Genomic DNA, 18603 nt, shown 5'->3' on the forward strand with positions numbered 1-18603 from the left:
CCCCGGGGCATTCGGGCAGAGCGGCTCTCGCCGGCCGCCGCCCGCCCGCCGCTACGCGAACGCCCGCGCAGCCGCCTCCGTCACGAATTGCACGGCCTCGTCCAGCTCAGCCGACGGGGCCGTTTCCAGTGCCACCGCCAAGTCGCGCCCCGCTACGGTGAGTTGGTCGGCGATCGCGAAGATCCCGGCGTCCGGCATGATCCGCGGCTCCCGGTCCGGCGCCTCGATGCGCTGGGCCCGCAGCGCCAATTCCCTGGCCGTTGCCAGCCCTTCGGCAGCCGCTCCGCGCTGCAGACGGCTCTGCGGGGCAGCGCGCAGCCGGTCGGCGAATCGGTCCACGGCGGTGGTCAGCGGGGTCGTATCGAGCACTCCGCGACCCTACGCGCCCTCCCGGGATGGTTGCCAACGGGCCGATGCTCGGGCACGGTGTCGGGAAGGACCAGCAACGCGCAATGCGTCGGAGGCGCCGATGTCCCAAGTCTTCTCCGAAGAGACCCATCGCAATCTGCTCTCCCGAATCCCCCGCTGCACCGGTCGTGAAGTCTCCGACTGGCTCCGCACCGTAGAGGAAGGCCCCGCTCTCCGCTTCGAGGAGAAGGTCAGCTGGCTGCGGAGCGAACACGACCTCGCTTACGGACACGCGAAGGCGATCATCCACGAGTACGACCTCAGAAGGGCCGCGCGCAAGCTGCTCTAGGCACACGTGAGAAAGGGGAACGGCCCGCAGGCGCTGCCTGCGGGCCGTTCCGTTCCCGTTCTGTCCCCCTTGCGGGGGCTGTGCGTCAGTCGTCGCCGCTGAGGATGGAGAGCAGACGCAGCATCTCCAGGTAGATCCACACCAGGGTCATGGTGAGGCCGAAGGCCGCCAGCCAGGACTCCTCGCGCGGGGCGCCGAACGCGATGCCGTCCTCGACCTGCTTGAAGTCCAGGGCCAGGAAGCACGCACCGAGGACGATCCCGATGACGCCGAAGAGGATGCCGAGGCCACCGCTGCGGAAGCCCAGGCCGTCGCCGCCGCCGAAGACGGCGAACAGCAGGTTGACCACCATCAGGAGCATGAAGCCCATGGCGGCGGCCATCACGAAGCCGTAGAAGCGGCGGGTGACGCGGATCCAGCGCATCTTGTACGCGAGAAGCACACCGGCGAAGACACACATGGTGCCCATCACCGCCTGCATCACGACGCCCGGCCCGATGTACGTGCTGACCGCGCTGGAGATCACTCCGAGGAAGACACCCTCGAAGGCCGCGTACGAGACGATCAGCGCCGGGACCGGCTTGCGCTTGAAGGACTGGACTAGCGACAGGACGAACGCCACCAGGGCGGCGCCGATCGCGATGCCGTAGGACTTGCCGAGGTTGGCCTCGTCGACCGGCAGCAGGGCCCAGGCGAGCGCGGCGCCGAGCACCACGGTGCCCAGCGTGATCCCCGTGCGCGTGACGACATCGTCGATCGTCATCGCGCCGGTACGCGCCGGTGCCTGCGGGACGCCGTACTGGGTGTCCTGCTGGGCGTAGGGGTTGGTGGCGTACGGGTTGGCGGCGGTGCCCTGCGCGTACGGGTTGGCACCCGCTGCGGGGGCCCCGGCCTGCGGTGCCGCGTTGAAGCCCGCGTATCCGTTGTCGCGGCTGAAGCCCCGTCGCGAGAAGACCGGGTTGCTGCTCCTCATCTCACTCCTCCATGGCCACCCTGCGCGGCCTTCCCACAAGAGTAATGGGTAGGCAAAAGAATCAGACTAGTGCTTGGGGAGGATCTTTGCGGAAGCCGTCCGGGGCCGGACAGGACACCAGGGCCTGTCCGGGTCGGTGGCGGGTAACGGGATGGAGCGCCGTGGGTGTGTGCGGGTGAGGGAAACCACTCTCGCGAGCGCGTGAACGATCAAGGGCATCGAGCCGTCTCGCCCGCTCGGCCTCATGCGCGAAGTGGTGCCCGGAACCGGACTCGAACCGGTACGCCCCCGAGGGGCAGCGAGGTTTAAGCTCGCCGTGTCTGCATTCCACCATCCGGGCCTGGCGCGCGGCTCCGCGTTGGCACATGACCCTATCCGGGGACTTCCTCCGATCAGCGGATCAGTGGCGCGATGTTGTCTTATTTTATTGACCGTTTGAGGGGTCGTCAGCACTCACGAGAGGGCATCACCACATGCCTGGGCGGGATAGCGGGTGCGGCGACCGGCAATCAGGTTTGACGGAAAGTCGCCGCACCCGGACGGCGCATTCGCCAGGCGCGCGCCAGTGATCGCCATGGGCACGCCACCCGGCTGAGCGACGGGGCCGGGCGATGCGACCGGGCAACAGGGCCGGGCGGATGGTCCTCAGGGTCGGTGTCATACCGCAGGAGGACGCAGGGGCCCCTCGGTGCGACTCAAGACGGCCCCTGGAACGGGCACGGGGGCTGACGACCCGCGGCGGTACGGCGGTGACGATGGAGGGGTTCCCAAGGCAACCGAACGCCACCCCGGACGAAGCCCTCGGCCGGAGCCCGAATCAGGAGATTCCCGTGACCACCACTTCCACCGCACACCGCGTCACCACGGTGGCTGCCCGCGCCACGGATCTGTCGAAGGTCTACGGAGAGGGCGAGACCAGGGTGACGGCCCTGGACCGGGTCTCCGTGGACTTCCCGCGAGGCGAGTTCACCGCGATCATGGGCCCGTCCGGCTCCGGCAAGTCCACGCTGATGCACTGCGTGGCCGGCCTCGACAGCTTCAGCAGCGGTTCGGTACGGATCGGCGAGACGGAGCTGGGCTCCCTCAAGGACAAGCAGCTCACCCAGCTCCGCCGGGACAAGATCGGCTTCATCTTCCAGGCGTTCAACCTGCTCCCGACCCTGACGGCGCAGGAGAACATCACGCTCCCCATGGACATCGCGGGCCGCAGGCCCGACGCCGAGTGGGTGCGCAAGGTCATCGACATGGTGGGCCTCTCCGACCGGCTGACCCACCGGCCGACCGAACTCTCCGGCGGCCAGCAGCAGCGCGTCGCGGTGGCCCGCGCCCTGGCCTCGCAGCCGGAGATCATCTTCGGCGACGAGCCGACCGGAAACCTGGATTCCCGCTCCGGCGCCGAGGTCCTCGGCTTCCTGCGCAACTCGGTGCGCGAGCTGGGGCAGACCGTGGTGATGGTGACCCACGACCCGGCGGCGGCCTCCTACGCGGACCGGGTCATCTTCCTCGCGGACGGCCGGATCGTCGACCAGATGATGCACCCCACCGCGGACGGGGTCCTCGACCGGATGAAGGCGTTCGACGCCAAGGGCCGCACCAGCTGAAGCCCGCCCTTCCCCGCGCCCCTTTCCGGAACCCCTCCCCATCCCAGGACTGACAGACATGTTCCGTACCGCCCTGCGCAATGTGCTCGCGCACAAGGCCAGGCTGCTGATGACCGTCCTCGCCGTGATGCTCGGCGTGGCCTTCGTCTCCGGCACGCTGGTCTTCACCGACACCCTCGGCAACGCCCTTCGCAACCAGTCGGCGAAGAGCTACGACGACGTCGCCGTGGCCGTCACCACCTACGCCGACCAGCGCGACGAGAAGACGCCCGGCATCACCGCCGCCACCCTGAAGAAGATCCAGGGCCTGGACGGCGTCGACACCGCCACCGGCCGGGTCTCCGGCTTCGCCGGGGTCGCCGACCCCGACGGCAAGCTGATCGGCAACGGCTGGTCGAACACCGGCGGGAACTACTCCCCCGGCAAGAACGGCAAGGACTCCGCGTACACCTTCGTCGACGGTACGGGCCCGGTCGCGGCCGACCGGATCGCGCTCGACAAGGAGACCGCGAAGCGTGGCGAGTACCACGTCGGTGACCGGGTCCGGGTCGCCACGAACGGGCCGGTGAAGGAGTACACCCTCTCCGGTGTCTTCACCACCGAGGACGGCGCGGTCAACGCGGGCGGCAGCCTGGTCCTCTTCGACACCGAGGTCGCCCAGAAGCTCTACCTCAGGCCCGGCATGTTCAGGGACGCCAACGTGTCCGCCGCGCCCGGAGTCTCCGCCGAGAAGCTGCTGGCCGGAGTGAAGCCGCTGCTGCCCAAGGACGCCGAGGCCAAGACCGGCCAGGCGCTCGCGGACGATCAGGCCAAGCAGATCGAGAACGGTCTGAGCGGTCTCAACGGGATGCTGCTCGCCTTCGCCGGCATCGCCCTGTTCGTCGGTGTCTTCCTGATCGCCAACACCTTCACCATGCTGGTGGCCCAGCGCACCAAGGAGCTGGCACTGATGCGCGCCGTCGGCGCCTCCCGCCGCCAGGTCAAGCGTTCGGTGCTCCTCGAAGCGGCCGTCGTCGGCATGATCGCCTCGGTCGTCGGCTTCGCCCTCGGCCTCGGCCTCGCCACCGGACTGCGCTCCGCGATGGGCCTGTTCGGCGGGAAGATCCCGGCCGGACCGCTGATCATCTCGCCCACCGCGGTCATCGCCGCGTTCGCCGTCGGTGTCCTGATCACCGTGCTGGCCGCCTGGCTGCCCGCCCGCCGGGCCGCCAAGATCCCGCCGGTCGCGGCGATGAGCAGCGTGCACGCGACGGCCACCGTCAAGTCCCTGGTGCTGCGCAACTCGATCGGCGCGGTGCTCACCCTGCTGGGCGGGGCGGCGATCGTGGCGGGCGCGGCCAAGTCCGGATCGACCGGCCGGACCGTCATCGCCGTGGGTGCCTTCCTCACGCTGATCGGTGTCATCGTGCTGATCCCGCTGCTGTCGCGGCCGGTGATCGCGCTGGTCCGCCCGCTGCTGAAGCGGCTGTTCGGGGTCTCCGGCAAGCTGGCCGCGCAGAACGCGGTCCGCAACCCGCGCCGTACCGGTGCCACCGCCTCCGCGCTGGCGATCGGCCTCACCCTGGTCACCGGCATCTCGGTCCTCGGCGTCACCCTCGGCCAGGCGGTCGACCGGATGACCACGGACAACATCAAGGCCGACTACATGGTGACGATGGCGAGCGGCGGTCCGCTCGACGAGTCGGCGCTCACCGCCCTGCAGAAGGCCGACGGGGTCTCGGCGGTCTCGCCGCAGCAGGCCACCTCGCTCGAGGTCAAGGGCGAGTACCACTCCGCGTCCGCCGTCACCCCCGGCGATGTGCAGAAGCTCTTCGCGCTGCCGACCGTCTCCGGCTCGATCGACGCGCTGGACAAGGGCGAGATCGCCGTCGACGAGAAGACGGCCAAGTCCAACGGCTGGAAGACCGGCGACACCCTCCGAGTGAAGTTCGACGACGACAAGAAGGGCGAGCTGAAGGTCGGGGCGGTCTTCGAGGGGAACGAGCTCCTCTCCCCGGTCCTGGTCCCGAAGAACGTCGCCGATGCACACGGCAGCGTGTCGGACATCCGCGAGATCTGGCTGAAGATGGACGGCGGCGCGAGCGAGGCCAACGAGCAGGCCCTGGTGAAGGCTCTGGGTGACAACCCGGGGATGAGCATCATGGACCGCCAGGACATCCGTGACATGTTCGGCGGCTCGGTCAACCTCGCGATGAACATCATGTACGGGCTGTTGGCGATGGCCCTGATCATCGCGGTGCTCGGGGTCATCAACACCCTGGCGATGTCGGTCTTCGAGCGCCAGCAGGAGATCGGCATGCTGCGGGCGATCGGCCTGGACCGGCGCAGGGTGAAGCGCATGATCCGGCTGGAGGCCGTGGTCATCTCGCTCTTCGGTGCGGTGGTCGGTGTCGTGCTCGGCATGTTCCTCGGCTGGGCGATCGGGCAGACCCTGGCGTCGGACATCCCGGAGTACGCGCTGGTCATCCCGTGGGACCGGATCGCGGTCTTCCTGGTGCTGGCAGGGGTCGTGGGTGTGCTGGCCTCGCTCTGGCCGGCCCGCAGCGCCGCGAAGCTGAACATGCTGACGGCGATCAAGACCGAATAGCGGCCGTCCGAGACCGGGACGGGATGGCCGAGGGCCGGTACGCGCAGCGCGAAGCTGCGGGTACCGGCCCTCGGTGCTTCCCATCCCGGTCTCGGACGGTGCCGGTGTCAGCCGGGTGCTGACGCCGTCCAGTCGCGAGCCCGCAGCGGCATGCGGGCGGCCCCGCCCTGTGCCGGGCGCACCACGAGGATCTGGTTGACGCCGATCTTGTTGTGCTCGAAGGAGAGGGCGGAGGCGGCCATGTAGAGGCGCCAGACCCTGGCCCGTCCCGGCGAGCTCATCCGGACCGCGCGGTCCCAGTTCTTCTCCAGGTTGGCGACCCAGCTGCGCAGGGTCAGTGCGTAGTGTTCGCGGATCGACTCGACGTCACGTGCCTCGAAGCCGGCTTCTTCGAGGGTGGCCACAGTCCGTCCCACCGGGGCCAGTTCGCCGTCCGGGAAGACATAGGCGTCGATGAACTCGTCCACGTGGTACGCGGACTCGTCCTTCTCGGGGCGGCGGGCGATCTGGTGGTTGAGCAGCCGGCCGCCGGGCTTGAGGAGTGCGTAGAGGGCGTCGGCGTATTCGCGGAAACGGACGGAGCCGACGTGTTCCGCCATGCCGATGGACGAGATGGCGTCGTACGGGCCATCCCTGACGTCCCGGTAGTCCTGGACCCGGATCTCGATCCGGTCGGTCAGGCCCTCTTCCGCGATGCGCTTCCTGGCGTAGGCGGCCTGCTCGACGGAGAGGGTCACTCCGGTGACCCGGGCGCCGTACTCGCGGGCCGCGTGGATGGCCATGGAGCCCCAGCCGCAGCCGACGTCGAGGAGGCGGTCGCCCTCCTTCAGCGCGAGCTTGCGGCAGACCAGGTCGAGCTTGTCGCGCTGGGCGTCCTCAAGACTCCCGTCGTCCTCCCAGTAGGCGCAGGAGTAGACCATGGACGGGCCGAGGACCAGTTCGTAGAAGTCATTGCCCACGTCGTAGTGGTGGCTGATGGCCTCCTTGTCGCGGCGCTTGGTGTGGAGGGTGCCGGTGCGGCGGCGTACCTCCTCGGGCGGTGGGGGCGGCGGGGGCCAGGGGCCGGCGAGCTGCAACAGCCCCTTGCCGAAGGCCCGCACCTTCGGGTCGCGGACCGGGTGGACGCTGTCCTTGGCCTCCGCGCCGCGGTCCCAGATCAGCGAGGCCATCAGATCCAGGCCCTCGTACAGATCGCCTTCGATATCGAGCTCGCCCGCCACCCAGGCGCGGGCCAGGCCCAGTTCACCCGGCTTCCAGAGCAGCCGGCGCAGCGCGCGGCGGTTCCGGATGACGAGGACAGGGGCATCGGGCGGTCCTGATTCGCTGCCGTCCCAGGCCCGGATACGGACCGGCAGCCCTTCTCCCAGCAACTCCTCGGCGAGAGCGGTCAGCCGCATTGCGGCGTCTGCCATGGCGCACACCTCCGTGATGGTGTTCCCAATGTGCCCAAACATGCCCAAACATGCCTGCAACCACGCCGGACACCCGCGGCGCCACGACGAGGTACTTCCCCGTCAACAGTCTGCGAAGCGCACCCCATCCCGCTACAGCGCAACGGAACGGCAAAATACCTGCATGACACACGTATCTGCTGATGCGCCGCCCGCGAGCCCCGCACGGTGGCCGGATACAGCCGAAGGGGCCGCCCGCACCACGGATGGCGGACGGCCCCTTCGGGCGTTGTGCACGTACAGCGCGGGCGAGTGGACCCGCGGGCGGGCTAGGAGGCCTTGGCCTTCTCGCCCTCGGCCTTGGCGACGGCCGGTGCCGGGGCCGGCTTGGCGGCCTCGTAGAACTCCTCGCGCGGCGTCTCCATGGCGCCGAGCGAGACGACCTCGCGCTTGAGGAACATCGCAAGGGTCCAGTCGGCGAAGATCCGGATCTTACGGTTCCAGGTCGGCATCGCCACGCCGTGGTAGCCACGGTGCATGTACCAGGCGAGACGTCCCTTGAGCTTGATCTTCATCTTGCCCATGACGATCATCGCAACGCCCTTGTGCAGTCCCAGACCGGCGACCGCACCCTTGTTGGCGTGGCTGTATTCCTTCTGCGGGAAGCCGCGCATCCCGGAGATGACGTTGTCGCCGAGGACCTTGGCCTGACGCAGCGCGTGCTGGGCGTTCGGCGGGCACCAGGCGTTCGGGTTGCCGGCCCTGCGGCCGACCATGTCCGGAACCTGGGCGTTGTCGCCCGCGGCCCAGATGTAGTCGGTGCCCTGCACCTGGAGCTTCTCGGAGGTGTCCACGTGACCGCGCGGACCGAGCGGCAGACCGAAGCGGGCCAGCGCCGGGTTCGGCTTCACGCCGGCCGTCCACACGATCGTGTTGGAGTCGACCTCGAGGCCGTTCTTCAGCACGACATGACCGTCGACGCAGGAGTCCATGGAGGTCGAGAGGAAGACCTCGACGCCACGGGACTCCAGGTGCTCCCGGCCCCAGGTGCCCAGCTTCGGGCCGACCTCGGGAAGGATCTTGTCGGCGGCGTCGACGAGGACGAAGCGCATGTCCTCGCGCTTCACGTTCGTGTAGTACTTCGCCGCGTCGCGGGCCATGTCCTCGACCTCGCCGATGGTCTCCGCGCCGGCGAACCCGCCGCCCACGAAGACGAACGTCAACGCCCGGCGGCGGACGTCCTCATCGGTCGTCGAGTCGGCCTTGTCCAGCTGCTCGAGGACGTGGTTGCGCAGGCCGATGGCCTCCTCGATGCCCTTCATGCCGATGCCCTGTTCGGCGAGGCCGGGGATCGGGAAGGTGCGGGAGACCGCGCCCATCGCGATGACCAGGTAGTCGAAGGGCAGCTCGTAGGCCTCGCCGACGAGCGGCGCGACCGTGGCGACCTTGCGGTCCTGATCGATGGTCGTGACGCGGCCGGTGAGAACCTCGGCCTTCGGCAGTACGCGTCGCAGCGGGACGACGACATGCCGAGGCGAGATGCTGCCGGCGGCGGCTTCGGGGAGGAAGGGCTGGTAGGTCATGTACGACCGGGGGTCGACGACCGTGACGGTCGCCTCGCCGTAGCGCATCTTCTTCAGAATGCGCCGAGCTGCGTACAGGCCTACGTACCCACCGCCTACTACGAGGATCCTGGGACGCTCCGTGGTGCTCATGCCATCGAGTATCCACCCCCCTCGGGGGGCACGCTCGTGAGCCCCTTCACAAGGTATGGCCCACCCTCTGCTACACTTCGCCGCCCACGTGACCGAGGTCATGGCGCCGGAGGGGAACCACAGTGTGGTGGCGGACGTTGTTCACCGCCTGTGAGCTGGCCCTTGAGCCTCCGGGCCGGGTGAACCACCGCCCTGATTCACACTCCGGCAACGCGTCCGGAACAGTCCCGTATCGACACGGAACGACCCCGCGAGCGACCCTGGATGCCCATACGGACCAGAACTGCCCTCCACGGGGCCGAATTCCTTGTGAAGAAGTTCACGAACTTCGTTGCGACGTGTCTCGCGGGGCACCCCCCGGGTGGCCCACGAGGGCTCAAAAGTGCAGGCCGGAGTGCGCATGAGCGCCGTTCCCGCACCCTGCGGAAGGCCCGCCGCACACCGCCCCCGCACGAGCGGACCTACGCGATCGACCAGCCGATTCCGTCGAGGATGTCGTGCTCGCTGACGACGATCTCCTGGGCCCCGGTCCGCTTCATCACGGCGAGCAGGATCAGCGCCCCCGAGGTGATCACATCGACCCGTCCCGGATGCATCGCGCCGATCGCGGCCCGCTCGGCGTGGGTGGAGGTGAGGAGCCGTCCGGTGATCTCCTGGACCTGGTCGAGGGAGATCCGGGAGTGGTGGATCGCCTCGGAGTCGTACTCATCGAGCCCCAGGGCGATCGCGGCGACCGTGGTGACCGTCCCGGCGAGGCCGACGAGGGTGGCGGCCCCGGTGAGCGGGACGCTCTCCTCGGCGAGATCGAGAGCGGCGTCGATGTCGGCGCGGATCTCGGTGATCTGACCGAGGGTCGGCGGGTCGCTCACGACACCGTCGTGCACGAGGTGCCGCTCGGTCATCCGTACGCAGCCGATGTCCACGGAGCGCGCGGCCTGCACATGGTCGTCGCCGACGACGAACTCGGTGGAGCCGCCGCCGATGTCCACGACGAGATACGGCTTCGCGAGGTGATCGCGGCCCGCGAGCTCCTTGGTGGCGCCGGTGAAGGAGAACTCCGCCTCCTGGTCGCCGCTGATCACCTCGGGCTCGACGCCCAGGATGTCCAGCACGCCACGGACGAACTCGTCCCTGTTCTCCGCATCGCGGGAGGCGGAGGTGGCGACGAAGCGTATCTTCTGCGCCCCGTGCTCCTTGATCACCTCCGCGTACTGGCGGCATGCGGCGAACGTCCGCTCCAGGGCCTCGGGCGCGAGCCGGCCGGTGCGGTCGACGCCCTGGCCGAGGCGGACGATCTCCATCCGACGGTCGAGCTCGACGAGCTCACCGGTGGACGGATCCGCGTCGGCGACGAGCAGACGGATGGAGTTGGTACCGCAGTCGATGGCGGCCACGCGGGTCATGAATGCTCCTGTGGAATCAAGCCCCTCCGGCGATTGAGGAGCGGGGGTCCGGGGGACGGAGGCCCCCGGGGACGGTCAGGCCTCGTCGCCCGCGTCCGCGGACTGGCAGGGCGTCACGCACGGCCCCTTGCGCCACCACTCCGGCAGCATCGCGATCGCCTCGTCGCCGAGCGGATTCACCCCCGGCCCCGCGGCCAGCGAGTGCCCGACCAGCACGTGCAGGCACTTCACCCGGTCCGGCATGCCCCCCGCACTCGGGAAGCCCTCAAGCACCTCGATGGCGTCGCGCCGGGCGATGTAGTCCTCGTGCGCCACCCGGTACGCGGCGGCCAGCTCGGGGTCCGTACCGAGGCGCTCGGTCATCTCCTTCATGACGCCGTTCGCCTCCAGCGTGCCGATCGCGGACGCGGCACGCGGGCACGTCAGGTAGTACGTCGTCGGGAACGGCGTACCGTCCTCCAGCCGGGGCTGCGTCTCGACCACGTCCGGGTTGCCGCACGGGCAGCGGTGCGCGATCGCGCGCAGGCCGCGCGGCGGGCGGCCCAGCTGCTGCTGGAACGCGGCGATGTCCGCCTCGGTGGGAGCGGTGGACTCGGTCTGCGGAGGGGGGGTTTCCATGCCTGCCTAGGTTCTGATCGGGCTGCTCGAACTGCGGTTCTGCAGATGGATGAAGAGAGTCAGTCGCGGTCGGCGCTGTCGACGCCGTCCCAGAGGTTGGAGTGCCACGGCCGGCCGGACTCGTCCGTCTCGCCGTTGCGCTCCTTGACCGCGTCGGGGTCGATCACCGTGTAACCGGTCTCCCCGGGGAGAAGGTAGTGCAGGTGCTTGCGGGCCAGCTGCCTGATGTACGCATCGTCCTGGAGGCGCGCCTTCTCGTCGCGCAGCTCCTCGGTGCGGGCCTGGGCCTCCTGCGCCATACGCTCCTGGTCGGCGATCTCGTCCCGCTGCGACACGTACTGCCGCATCGGATACGCGAGCGCGACCACCAGGGAGCAGACGACGAGGGCGAGGAAGGCCGCCCGGCCGGTGAGCCGGGAGCGGCGGGCCTGACGGCGGTTCTGCGACCGGTAGACGCGGGCGGCGGTCTGCTCGCCGAGCAGCCGCAGCCGGGTCGCAGTGGAGAACCGGTCCCGGTCCTTCGCGGCCATGTCTCCGCCTCCCCATTACGCACGTCCGTCCCCGCACACGGTACGGGACCGAGTGCGGGGACGGACGGAGGCCGGTGCCTGCGGCCCGTGACGGGCCGTTGAATCAGCCCTTGAAGCGCGGGAACGCCGAGCGGCCCGCGTACACCGCGGCGTCGTCGAGGATCTCCTCGATGCGCAGCAGCTGGTTGTACTTGGCGACGCGGTCCGAGCGGGCCGGGGCGCCGGTCTTGATCTGGCCGCAGTTCACCGCGACGGCGAGGTCGGCGATGGTGACGTCCTCGGTCTCGCCGGAGCGGTGGGACATCATGCACTTGAAGCCGTTGCGCTGGGCCAGCTCGACGGCGTCCAGGGTCTCGGTCAGCGAACCGATCTGGTTGACCTTGACGAGCAGGGCGTTGGCGGAGCCCTCCTCGATGCCGCGGGCCAGGCGCTCCGGGTTGGTGACGAACAGGTCGTCGCCGACGATCTGCACCTTGGCGCCGAGCTTCTCGGTGATGACGTTCCAGCCGGCCCAGTCGTCCTCGTACAGCGGGTCCTCGATGGAGACGAGCGGGTACGCGGAGACGAGCTCCTCGTAGTACTCGGTCATCTCGGCGGCCGAGCGGGACTTGCCCTCGAACTCGTACTTGCCGTCCTTGTAGAACTCGGACGCGGCGACGTCGAGCGCGAGCGCGATGTCCTTGCCCGGGGCGTAGCCGGCTTCCTTGATGGCCTCAAGGATGAGGTCGAGCGCGGCACGGTTCGACTCCAGGTTCGGCGCGAAGCCGCCCTCGTCGCCGAGACCGGTCGAAAGACCCTTGGTCTTCAGGACCTTCTTCAGCGTGTGGTAGACCTCGGCGCCCCAGCGCAGGGCCTCGGAGAAGGACTCCGCGCCGATCGGGGCGATCATGAACTCCTGGATGTCCACGTTGGAGTCTGCGTGCGACCCACCGTTGAGGATGTTCATCATCGGGACGGGCAGCAGGTGCGCGTTCGGGCCACCGAGGTAGCGGAACAGCGGCAGGTCCGAGGCCTCGGAGGCGGCGTGGGCGACGGCCAGCGAGACGCCGAGGATGGCGTTGGCGCCGAGCGAGCCCTTGTTCTCGGTGGCGTCCAGGTCGAACATCGCCTGGTCGATCAGCCGCTGCTCGGTCGCGTCGTAGCCGACGAGCTCCGGACCGATCTGCTCGATCACGGCGAGGACGGCCTTCTCCACGCCCTTGCCGTGGTAACGGTTGGGGTCACCGTCGCGAAGCTCAATGGCCTCGAACGCACCGGTGGAGGCGCCGGACGGCACGGCAGCACGACCCGTGCTGCCGTCGTCGAGGCCAACCTCGACCTCGACCGTGGGGTTCCCCCGGGAGTCGAGGATTTCCCGGGCTACGACGACGTCGATGGACGGCACGAGGCATCTCCTTCTGGGATATGACACTGGTTGTGCAGGGTCACTTTGGCCTTGCGACAAGAGCCTAACCGGCCCGGCCCGCTCAGTCGGACGACCGCCCGTCCCCTGGGACGAAAAAGGACCCAAGAGCGCGCAGTACCGGGCAAACAGCCAGAATTTTACTGGCCAGTAACTACAACAGTTGAACGATCACCCATAGTCGCGCTCCCTACATAGGGGGTACCGCGTCACGCAGAAACCCCGGCCCGGCGCGTACGGGGGATTGCGCGCCGGGCCGGGGTGCTCGGGGAGGAGTGAGCCTGGACTACTTCGTCAGGTGCAGCTGCTGACCCGGGTAGATCAGGTCGGCGTCCTTGACGATGTCCTTGTTCAGCTCGAACAGCTGCTGCCAGCCGCCCTTGACCTTGTGGTCGGCGGCGATCTTGCTCAGGGAGTCGCCGGAGGCGACCTTGTACTCGCCGTCGCCCCTCTTGACCTTCTCGCCGGTCGGCGTGGTGACGGTCTTCTTCGACTCGGCCTGCGGGGCGGCGGAGCGGTCCGAGCGGGAGGCGGCGGGGGTCTCGGTGCGCTCGGCCTTCTTCGGCTGAGCCTGCTGCTTCGGCGCGGCCGGGGCGCTCTTCTGCTCGGTGGCGCCGGAGCCGGTGTCGACACCCGGGTCGACACCGTCGTTGGTCAGATTGCCGGCACCGGCGCAGCCCCAGGCACCCGGACCCTGCATGTCGAGAAGCTTCTCGGCGATGGCGATCTGCTGAGCCTTGGTGGCCAGGTCGGCACGGGAGGCGTACTGCGTACCACCGGCGGCGGCCCAGCTGGACTGCGAGAACTGCAGACCGCCGTAGTAGCCGTTGCCGGTGTTGATGGACCAGTTGCCACCGGACTCGCACTGAGCGACGGCATCCCAGGTGGCGACGGAGGCGGCGGAGGCGCCGGTCGCGCCCATCAGCGGAACGGCGACGGCGGTACCGGCGACACCCGCGAGCGTGACGATACGGACGGCCTTGGACGGGCGGCGGTGCTTGCCCTTGCTGGAAAACAGCATGGAACTTCTCCTCACCGACGCCTACGAGGTGAGCTGTCGGGTTCGGGCCAAGTGAGTTGCCCGGTCGCACGTCCTAGCACGCGACTTCACCCCAAGCCGGTCCTGATGCGTCTCTCGACGATCGGGCCCGGCGCTTACCTGGGTCCCCCGCTCCTGCCTACGGCGCTTTACGCGTCTGTTCCCTTCGACCGACGGCAGGATTCGGCGTGACGGTCGACGGGGCCCGCGGTGCGAGCGGTTCCGACCGTAAACATACGCAACCCTCACATTCAAAGACGGACACATCGGGCAATTCGCCCTTACTTGCATCTGGGGAACTGTCGTTTTCGCAGGTGAGGGCGGTGCGGAAGGGTCCCCTGGGCGCGACACGCCAGTTGACGCAAAGAGACCCATGTCTCACTTACGCATAAGCGGACATAGGTCCCTGAACTACCCCGGTTTTTGAGGCTCTTTTAGCTGATTTTCAGACCGCTCTCACTCGGCCTTCACGCCGAGATCGAGGCTCTGGCCAGGGAGGATGAGATCCGGGTCGGAGCCGACGACATCCTTGTTGGCCTCATAGAGCGCGGGCCAGCCACCAGGAACCTTCTGTGCATCAGCAATCGCCCAGAGGTTGTCGCCTGGGTGCACGGTGTACGTACCGTCGGCGACGGAAGCGCCCGCGTCGCGTGCGTCGGCGTCACCACGGGAGGCGTGACGACCCGCCTCGCGGCCACTGCCGCCGTTCGCGTCCTGGCTCCCCTCGGGGGCCGGCGCGCCACGGTGCTTGCCACCGACACCGTCGGACGAGTCAGATGAATCGGATGAATCAGACGCCTCGGAGGACGGCGTGGCCGACTCGGTTGCCGAAGGCTTCGGGGACGGCTTGGCCTTGCCTGCAGGCTTGTCGGTGCCGCCCGAGCCCTTCGAGCCGTCCGTGCCGTCCGAGGCGCTGTCCGACGGCGTGGCGTCATCGGACGGGGCCGCCGACGCGCTGTCAGCCGGCTCCGTGCCCTCTGTCGGCTCGGCGGAGGGCGCGGAGCCCGGGTCGACACCCGGCAGCGTCCCGTCCACCGCGAGGCCGGAGATGACCGCACAGCTGGGCCACGCCTGCGGGCCCTTGTCGTCCAGGACCTTCTCGGCCACGGCTATCTGCTGCGAGCGGCTGGCGAGGTCGGCACGCGAGGCGTACGACTCGCCGCCGTACGCCTTCCAGGTCTCCTGCGAGAACTGCAGGCCGCCGTAGAAGCCGTTGCCGAGGTCGGCGCTCCACATGCCGCCGCTCTCGCACTCGGCCACCCGGTCCCAGGTCGTGGCGTCGGCCGCGTGCGCACCGGCCGCGCCGAGCAGCGGGATGGCGATGGCCGATCCGGTCACGCCCGCGGCGACGACGATGGCGGGTGCCTGACGAGGGCGACGGTGTCTGCCGTTCGCGGAGCCCATGGGGTTGCCTTCCGTGTGACTGACGAGTGACTGGTGAGTCGAACGGTGAACCTAGCGGGACTCGAACGTGTGTCACAAGTCGATGCAGCGCAGATCACGTGAAAGTCACAGAGTTGACAGAGTGTCACCTTGCGTCGGGGCGCCCCCTGGTTCGAACTCCACGGGCAGCGTGCGCAGTCCGCGCATGATGAGTCCGCCACGCCACCGCAAATCGGTAGGTTCCACCGCAAGGCGCAGGTCCGGAAGGCGCCTCAGAAGCGTGGCGAGCGCGGTCTGTCCCTCCAGCCGGGCGAGCGGTGCTCCCAGGCAGTAGTGGAGGCCGTGCCCGTATCCGAGGTGCTGATTGTCACGCCGTGCGAGGTCGAGCGTGTCGGGGTCCTCGAAGCGTTCCGGGTCGCGGTCGGCGGCGGCGAGCACGACGAGTACGGGGTCGCCTGCCGCGATGTCCTGTCCGCCGAGCGTCAGCGGCTCGGTGGCGAACCGCCAGGTCGCCAGCTCCACCGGGCCGTCGTACCGCAGCAGTTCCTCGATCCCGGCCTCCAGCAGATCGCTCTCCCCCGCGTCGAGGGAGCGCTGCAGCCGCTCGCGCTGTGCGGGGTTGCGCAGCAGCGCGTACATCCCGTTGCCGATGAGGTTGACCGTCGTCTCGAACCCGGCGAAGAGCAGGATGAAGGCCATGGCCGCGGCCTCGTTCTCGGTGAGGTGCTCGCCGTGGTCGCTGGCCCGGATCAGCCCCGAGATCAGGTCGTCCCCCGGGTTCTCCCGCTTGCGGTGGATCAGTTCGGCGAGATAGCCGCGCATCTTCTTCACCGACCTGGCCACCCCGCCGCGCGGCCCGCCGCCGTGGCGGATCATCATGCCCGCCCAGTCCCGGAAGTCGTCCTGGTCCTCGCGCGGGACGCCGAGCAGATCGCAGATCGCGTAAATGGGAAGCGGGAACGCGAAGTCATGGATGAGGTCCGCCTTCCCCTCCGCGATGAAGCGGTCGATGAGGCGGTCCGTCAGTTCCTGCACCCGCGGCGCGAACTCGGCGACCCGGCGCGGAGTGAACGCCTTGGACACGAGGCGGCGAAGCCGGGTGTGGTCGGGCGGGTCGATGTTCAGCAGATGCGTCATCAGCTCCGCCTTGCGCTCGCCCGGGATGCCCGTCTTCCCCTTGGCGTGTGCCGGCTCGGCGTGGTGCGCCGGGTTCTTGGAGAGCCGCATGTCGGCGAGCGCCTGCCGGGCATCGGCGTACCGGGTCACGAGCCAGGCCTCGACTCCGCTGGGCAGCGCGGTCCGGTGCACGGGGCTGTGCTCGCGCAGCCAGGCGTAGGCGGGGTACGGGTCGGTGGCGAACTCCCAGGTGAAGAGTTCGGGGGCGGCGGGCTGATCGGCAGGGCAGGCGGCGGGGGGATCGGCTGGGCGGTCGGCGGGGCTGTGGTTCACCCCCCGACGTTATCCGTTGCCCTCCGCCGCCCGGATGGCGTCCCGGTAGACGCGGCCCGCGGCCCGCAGCGCGGCCTCGGGGTCGATGCCGTCCTGTTCGGCGCGTACGGCGAGGGCGAGGAGCTCGTAACCGATGCCGTCGCCCGTGGGGAGCGCCACATCGAGCCCTGCGGTACGGACCCGGCCGGCCAGTTTCGCCGCGAGCGCCAGACCGGGCTGGCCGAGCGGGACTCCGTCGGTGACCGAGTCGCGCTGCTTCTCGATGGCCTTGGTCCGCAGCCAGTGGGCGTGCACGTCCTCCGGGGTCTCGGCGGTCTCGTCGCCGAAGACGTGCGGGTGGCGGTGGATCAGCTTCTCGACGAGGGTCGCGGCCACGTCGTCGACGGAGAACGGCTCGTCCCCATCCTCGGGTCGGCCTTCCTCCGCGATCCGGGCATGGAAGACGACCTGGAGGAGTACGTCCCCGAGTTCCTCGCGCAGCTCGTCGCGGTCGCCGTCCTCGATCGCCTCGACGAGTTCGTACGCCTCCTCGATGGCGTACTTGGCGAGGCCCTTGTGGGTCTTCTGCGAGGTCCAGGGGCATTCGATGCGGATCCGGTCCATGACCTGGACCAGATCGAGGAGCCGGGCGCCCGGCAGATCGTACGAACCGGGCAGCAGCTCCAGATTCGGCATCTGCACCCGCCCCGAACCGGCGAGCCGGGCCAGCCCGTCGGTCAGCGGCTGATTGCCCTCGCCGCTCGTGAGGACGACGACGCTCCGGCCGCCCGCGCACGCGTCGACGAGCTCCTGCGCGGTGGGCGCGGAATGCTCGACGGTGACGCCCGCCTCGCGCAGATACGGCAGCTGCGGGTGGTCCTGCTCGGCACAGAGCACCCGGTCGGCGGCGTGCAGCGTCTGCCATGCGGGCCAGGACAGGAGTCCGGGCGCGACGCGGTGGCTGGCGGTGAGCAGGACGATACGGCCGGGGTCTTCAGCGTTCACCGTTCGAATCTACCCCGGTCGGTCCGGTCGCCGTTTTCCGCAGTCTTCTAGGCGCCGGCCTCGGCGCCGGCCTCGGCGGGCTTGGTGACCTGGGTGATCCAGGGGGCCTTGTAGTTGGCGAGCTGGGTCTGCTTGTCGTCCCAGGCGCCGTAGCGCGGATTGACGTCGACCTTCAGTGCCTTCGACGCCTTGCTGAGCGCATCGCCGACGGCCTTCTGCCCCTCGGGCTGCTGCAGGTCGGCGCCGAGCGCCTGGGCCAGCTTCGTCAGCTGGACCTGCTCGCGCAGGACGGCGTCGATCTGGTCGGGGGCGACCCAGCTCTGCTGGAGCATCGCCGTCCGCAGCTGTGCCTCTCCCCCGGACTGGGCGGCCGCAGCCTTCCGCATCTGCTGGATCTCGTTGCGGTTGACGCTCACGCCCGCGTCCTGCGCGGCCCGGTCCAGGACCCGGTCGAAGATCAGGCTGTGCAGCTTGGCCCGGCTGAGCTGCCCGGACTTGTCGATGAGCTGCGAGGCGTCCTTCGAATCGCGCTGGGCCTCGCGTACCGCCGCCACCTGGCCCTGCAGCGTCGACACCTCGATCCGGTCCCCGCCGACGAGGGCGGCGGCGCCCGGGTGGGCCTGGCTGCCGCAGGCGGTCAGGAGTGGGGCGCCGGCGAGCAGGGCGGCGGAGACGGTGAGCGCGGTGCGACGGCGGCGGTGCAAAGGAACCTCCCGGGGAGAGTTTGTGCATCAGTGCACAAGACCTTGCGGTGATCGATGTTAGGCAGTGGATGTGGTTGGGGCCACTGGTTCGACCAACGATTCGGAAGGAGTTGGGGATGTGGGCCCC

16 protein-coding genes, 1 tRNA gene and 1 riboswitch are annotated in these 18603 nt (G+C 69.2%); of the genes, 3 read left to right on the forward strand and 14 right to left on the reverse strand.

All coding sequences use genetic code 11. The features are described 5' to 3' along the window. Window positions 1-51 precede the first annotated feature (51 nt). Entirely contained in the window at window positions 52-369 is a 318-nt protein-coding gene (locus ACGFU7_RS28020; RefSeq protein ID WP_393699268.1) for a hypothetical protein, read from the reverse strand. A gap of 100 nt (window positions 370-469) precedes the next feature. Between ACGFU7_RS28020 and ACGFU7_RS28025 the strand changes: the two genes are divergently transcribed. Next, window positions 470-697 carry a DUF4287 domain-containing protein gene (locus ACGFU7_RS28025; RefSeq protein WP_393699270.1) on the forward strand — a complete coding sequence of 76 codons (228 nt, stop codon included), beginning with the start codon at window positions 470-472 and terminating at the stop codon, window positions 695-697. An 85-nt stretch (window positions 698-782) separates the two neighbouring features. Here the strand turns inward: ACGFU7_RS28025 and ACGFU7_RS28030 are convergent, their stop codons facing one another. Together ACGFU7_RS28030 and ACGFU7_RS28035 are read right to left on the reverse strand one after the other, a co-directional pair. Continuing rightward, the gene (locus tag ACGFU7_RS28030) at window positions 783-1670 is read right to left on the reverse strand and encodes a Bax inhibitor-1/YccA family protein (RefSeq protein WP_393699271.1); all 888 of its coding nucleotides are present in this window, start codon (window positions 1668-1670) and stop codon (window positions 783-785) included. Between the two features lie 254 nt (window positions 1671-1924). Next, window positions 1925-2010 (reverse strand) — tRNA-Leu (locus ACGFU7_RS28035). A 490-nt stretch (window positions 2011-2500) separates the two neighbouring features. Between ACGFU7_RS28035 and ACGFU7_RS28040 the strand changes: the two genes are divergently transcribed. Then, window positions 2501-3271: an ABC transporter ATP-binding protein gene (locus ACGFU7_RS28040; RefSeq protein WP_393699272.1), complete on the forward strand. Its 771-nt coding sequence runs from the start codon at window positions 2501-2503 to the stop codon at window positions 3269-3271. A gap of 58 nt (window positions 3272-3329) precedes the next feature. Continuing rightward, a complete protein-coding gene (locus ACGFU7_RS28045; protein ID WP_393699274.1) occupies window positions 3330-5858 on the forward strand; it encodes an ABC transporter permease in 2529 nt (842 codons plus the stop codon). A 107-nt stretch (window positions 5859-5965) separates the two neighbouring features. Here ACGFU7_RS28045 and ACGFU7_RS28050 read toward each other — a convergent pair whose 3' ends face one another. The 11 genes from ACGFU7_RS28050 to ACGFU7_RS28100 form a co-directional block, all read right to left on the reverse strand. Continuing rightward, window positions 5966-7270 (reverse strand): class I SAM-dependent methyltransferase, encoded by a 1305-nt coding sequence (locus tag ACGFU7_RS28050; RefSeq protein ID WP_393699275.1) that lies wholly within the window; start codon window positions 7268-7270, stop codon window positions 5966-5968. A gap of 308 nt (window positions 7271-7578) precedes the next feature. Beyond that, complete coding sequence (locus tag ACGFU7_RS28055; RefSeq protein ID WP_393699277.1) at window positions 7579-8964, reverse strand: NAD(P)/FAD-dependent oxidoreductase; 1386 nt, start codon at window positions 8962-8964, stop codon at window positions 7579-7581. Between the two features lie 461 nt (window positions 8965-9425). Further along, a complete protein-coding gene (locus ACGFU7_RS28060) occupies window positions 9426-10367 on the reverse strand; it encodes an exopolyphosphatase (RefSeq protein WP_393699278.1) in 942 nt (313 codons plus the stop codon). A gap of 75 nt (window positions 10368-10442) precedes the next feature. Next, window positions 10443-10985: a DUF501 domain-containing protein gene (locus ACGFU7_RS28065; protein ID WP_393699279.1), complete on the reverse strand. Its 543-nt coding sequence runs from the start codon at window positions 10983-10985 to the stop codon at window positions 10443-10445. Window positions 10986-11044: 59 nt separating this feature from the next. After that, the gene (locus tag ACGFU7_RS28070) at window positions 11045-11515 is read right to left on the reverse strand and encodes a septum formation initiator family protein (protein ID WP_393699281.1); all 471 of its coding nucleotides are present in this window, start codon (window positions 11513-11515) and stop codon (window positions 11045-11047) included. A gap of 103 nt (window positions 11516-11618) precedes the next feature. After that, the gene (eno, locus tag ACGFU7_RS28075) at window positions 11619-12899 is read right to left on the reverse strand and encodes a phosphopyruvate hydratase (RefSeq protein ID WP_393699283.1); all 1281 of its coding nucleotides are present in this window, start codon (window positions 12897-12899) and stop codon (window positions 11619-11621) included. 304 nt (window positions 12900-13203) lie between these two features. Further along, complete coding sequence (locus tag ACGFU7_RS28080) at window positions 13204-13938, reverse strand: transglycosylase family protein (protein WP_393699285.1); 735 nt, start codon at window positions 13936-13938, stop codon at window positions 13204-13206. A gap of 3 nt (window positions 13939-13941) precedes the next feature. Continuing rightward, window positions 13942-14113, reverse strand: a riboswitch (cyclic di-AMP (ydaO/yuaA leader). A 299-nt stretch (window positions 14114-14412) separates the two neighbouring features. Beyond that, window positions 14413-15360, reverse strand: coding sequence for a transglycosylase family protein (locus tag ACGFU7_RS28085; RefSeq protein ID WP_393699287.1), 948 nt, complete (start codon window positions 15358-15360; stop codon window positions 14413-14415). Window positions 15361-15465: 105 nt separating this feature from the next. Beyond that, the gene (locus ACGFU7_RS28090) at window positions 15466-16788 is read right to left on the reverse strand and encodes a cytochrome P450 (protein ID WP_393699289.1); all 1323 of its coding nucleotides are present in this window, start codon (window positions 16786-16788) and stop codon (window positions 15466-15468) included. Between the two features lie 9 nt (window positions 16789-16797). Then, window positions 16798-17772 carry a nucleoside triphosphate pyrophosphohydrolase gene (locus ACGFU7_RS28095; RefSeq protein WP_393699291.1) on the reverse strand — a complete coding sequence of 325 codons (975 nt, stop codon included), beginning with the start codon at window positions 17770-17772 and terminating at the stop codon, window positions 16798-16800. A gap of 47 nt (window positions 17773-17819) precedes the next feature. Next, window positions 17820-18476, reverse strand: a complete 657-nt coding sequence (locus ACGFU7_RS28100; RefSeq protein WP_393699292.1) for a SurA N-terminal domain-containing protein — start codon at window positions 18474-18476, stop codon at window positions 17820-17822. Between the last annotated feature and the right edge of the window lie 127 nt (window positions 18477-18603).

The organism is Streptomyces sp. NPDC048473 (assembly GCF_043200155.1).
Classification (GTDB): domain Bacteria; phylum Actinomycetota; class Actinomycetes; order Streptomycetales; family Streptomycetaceae; genus Streptomyces.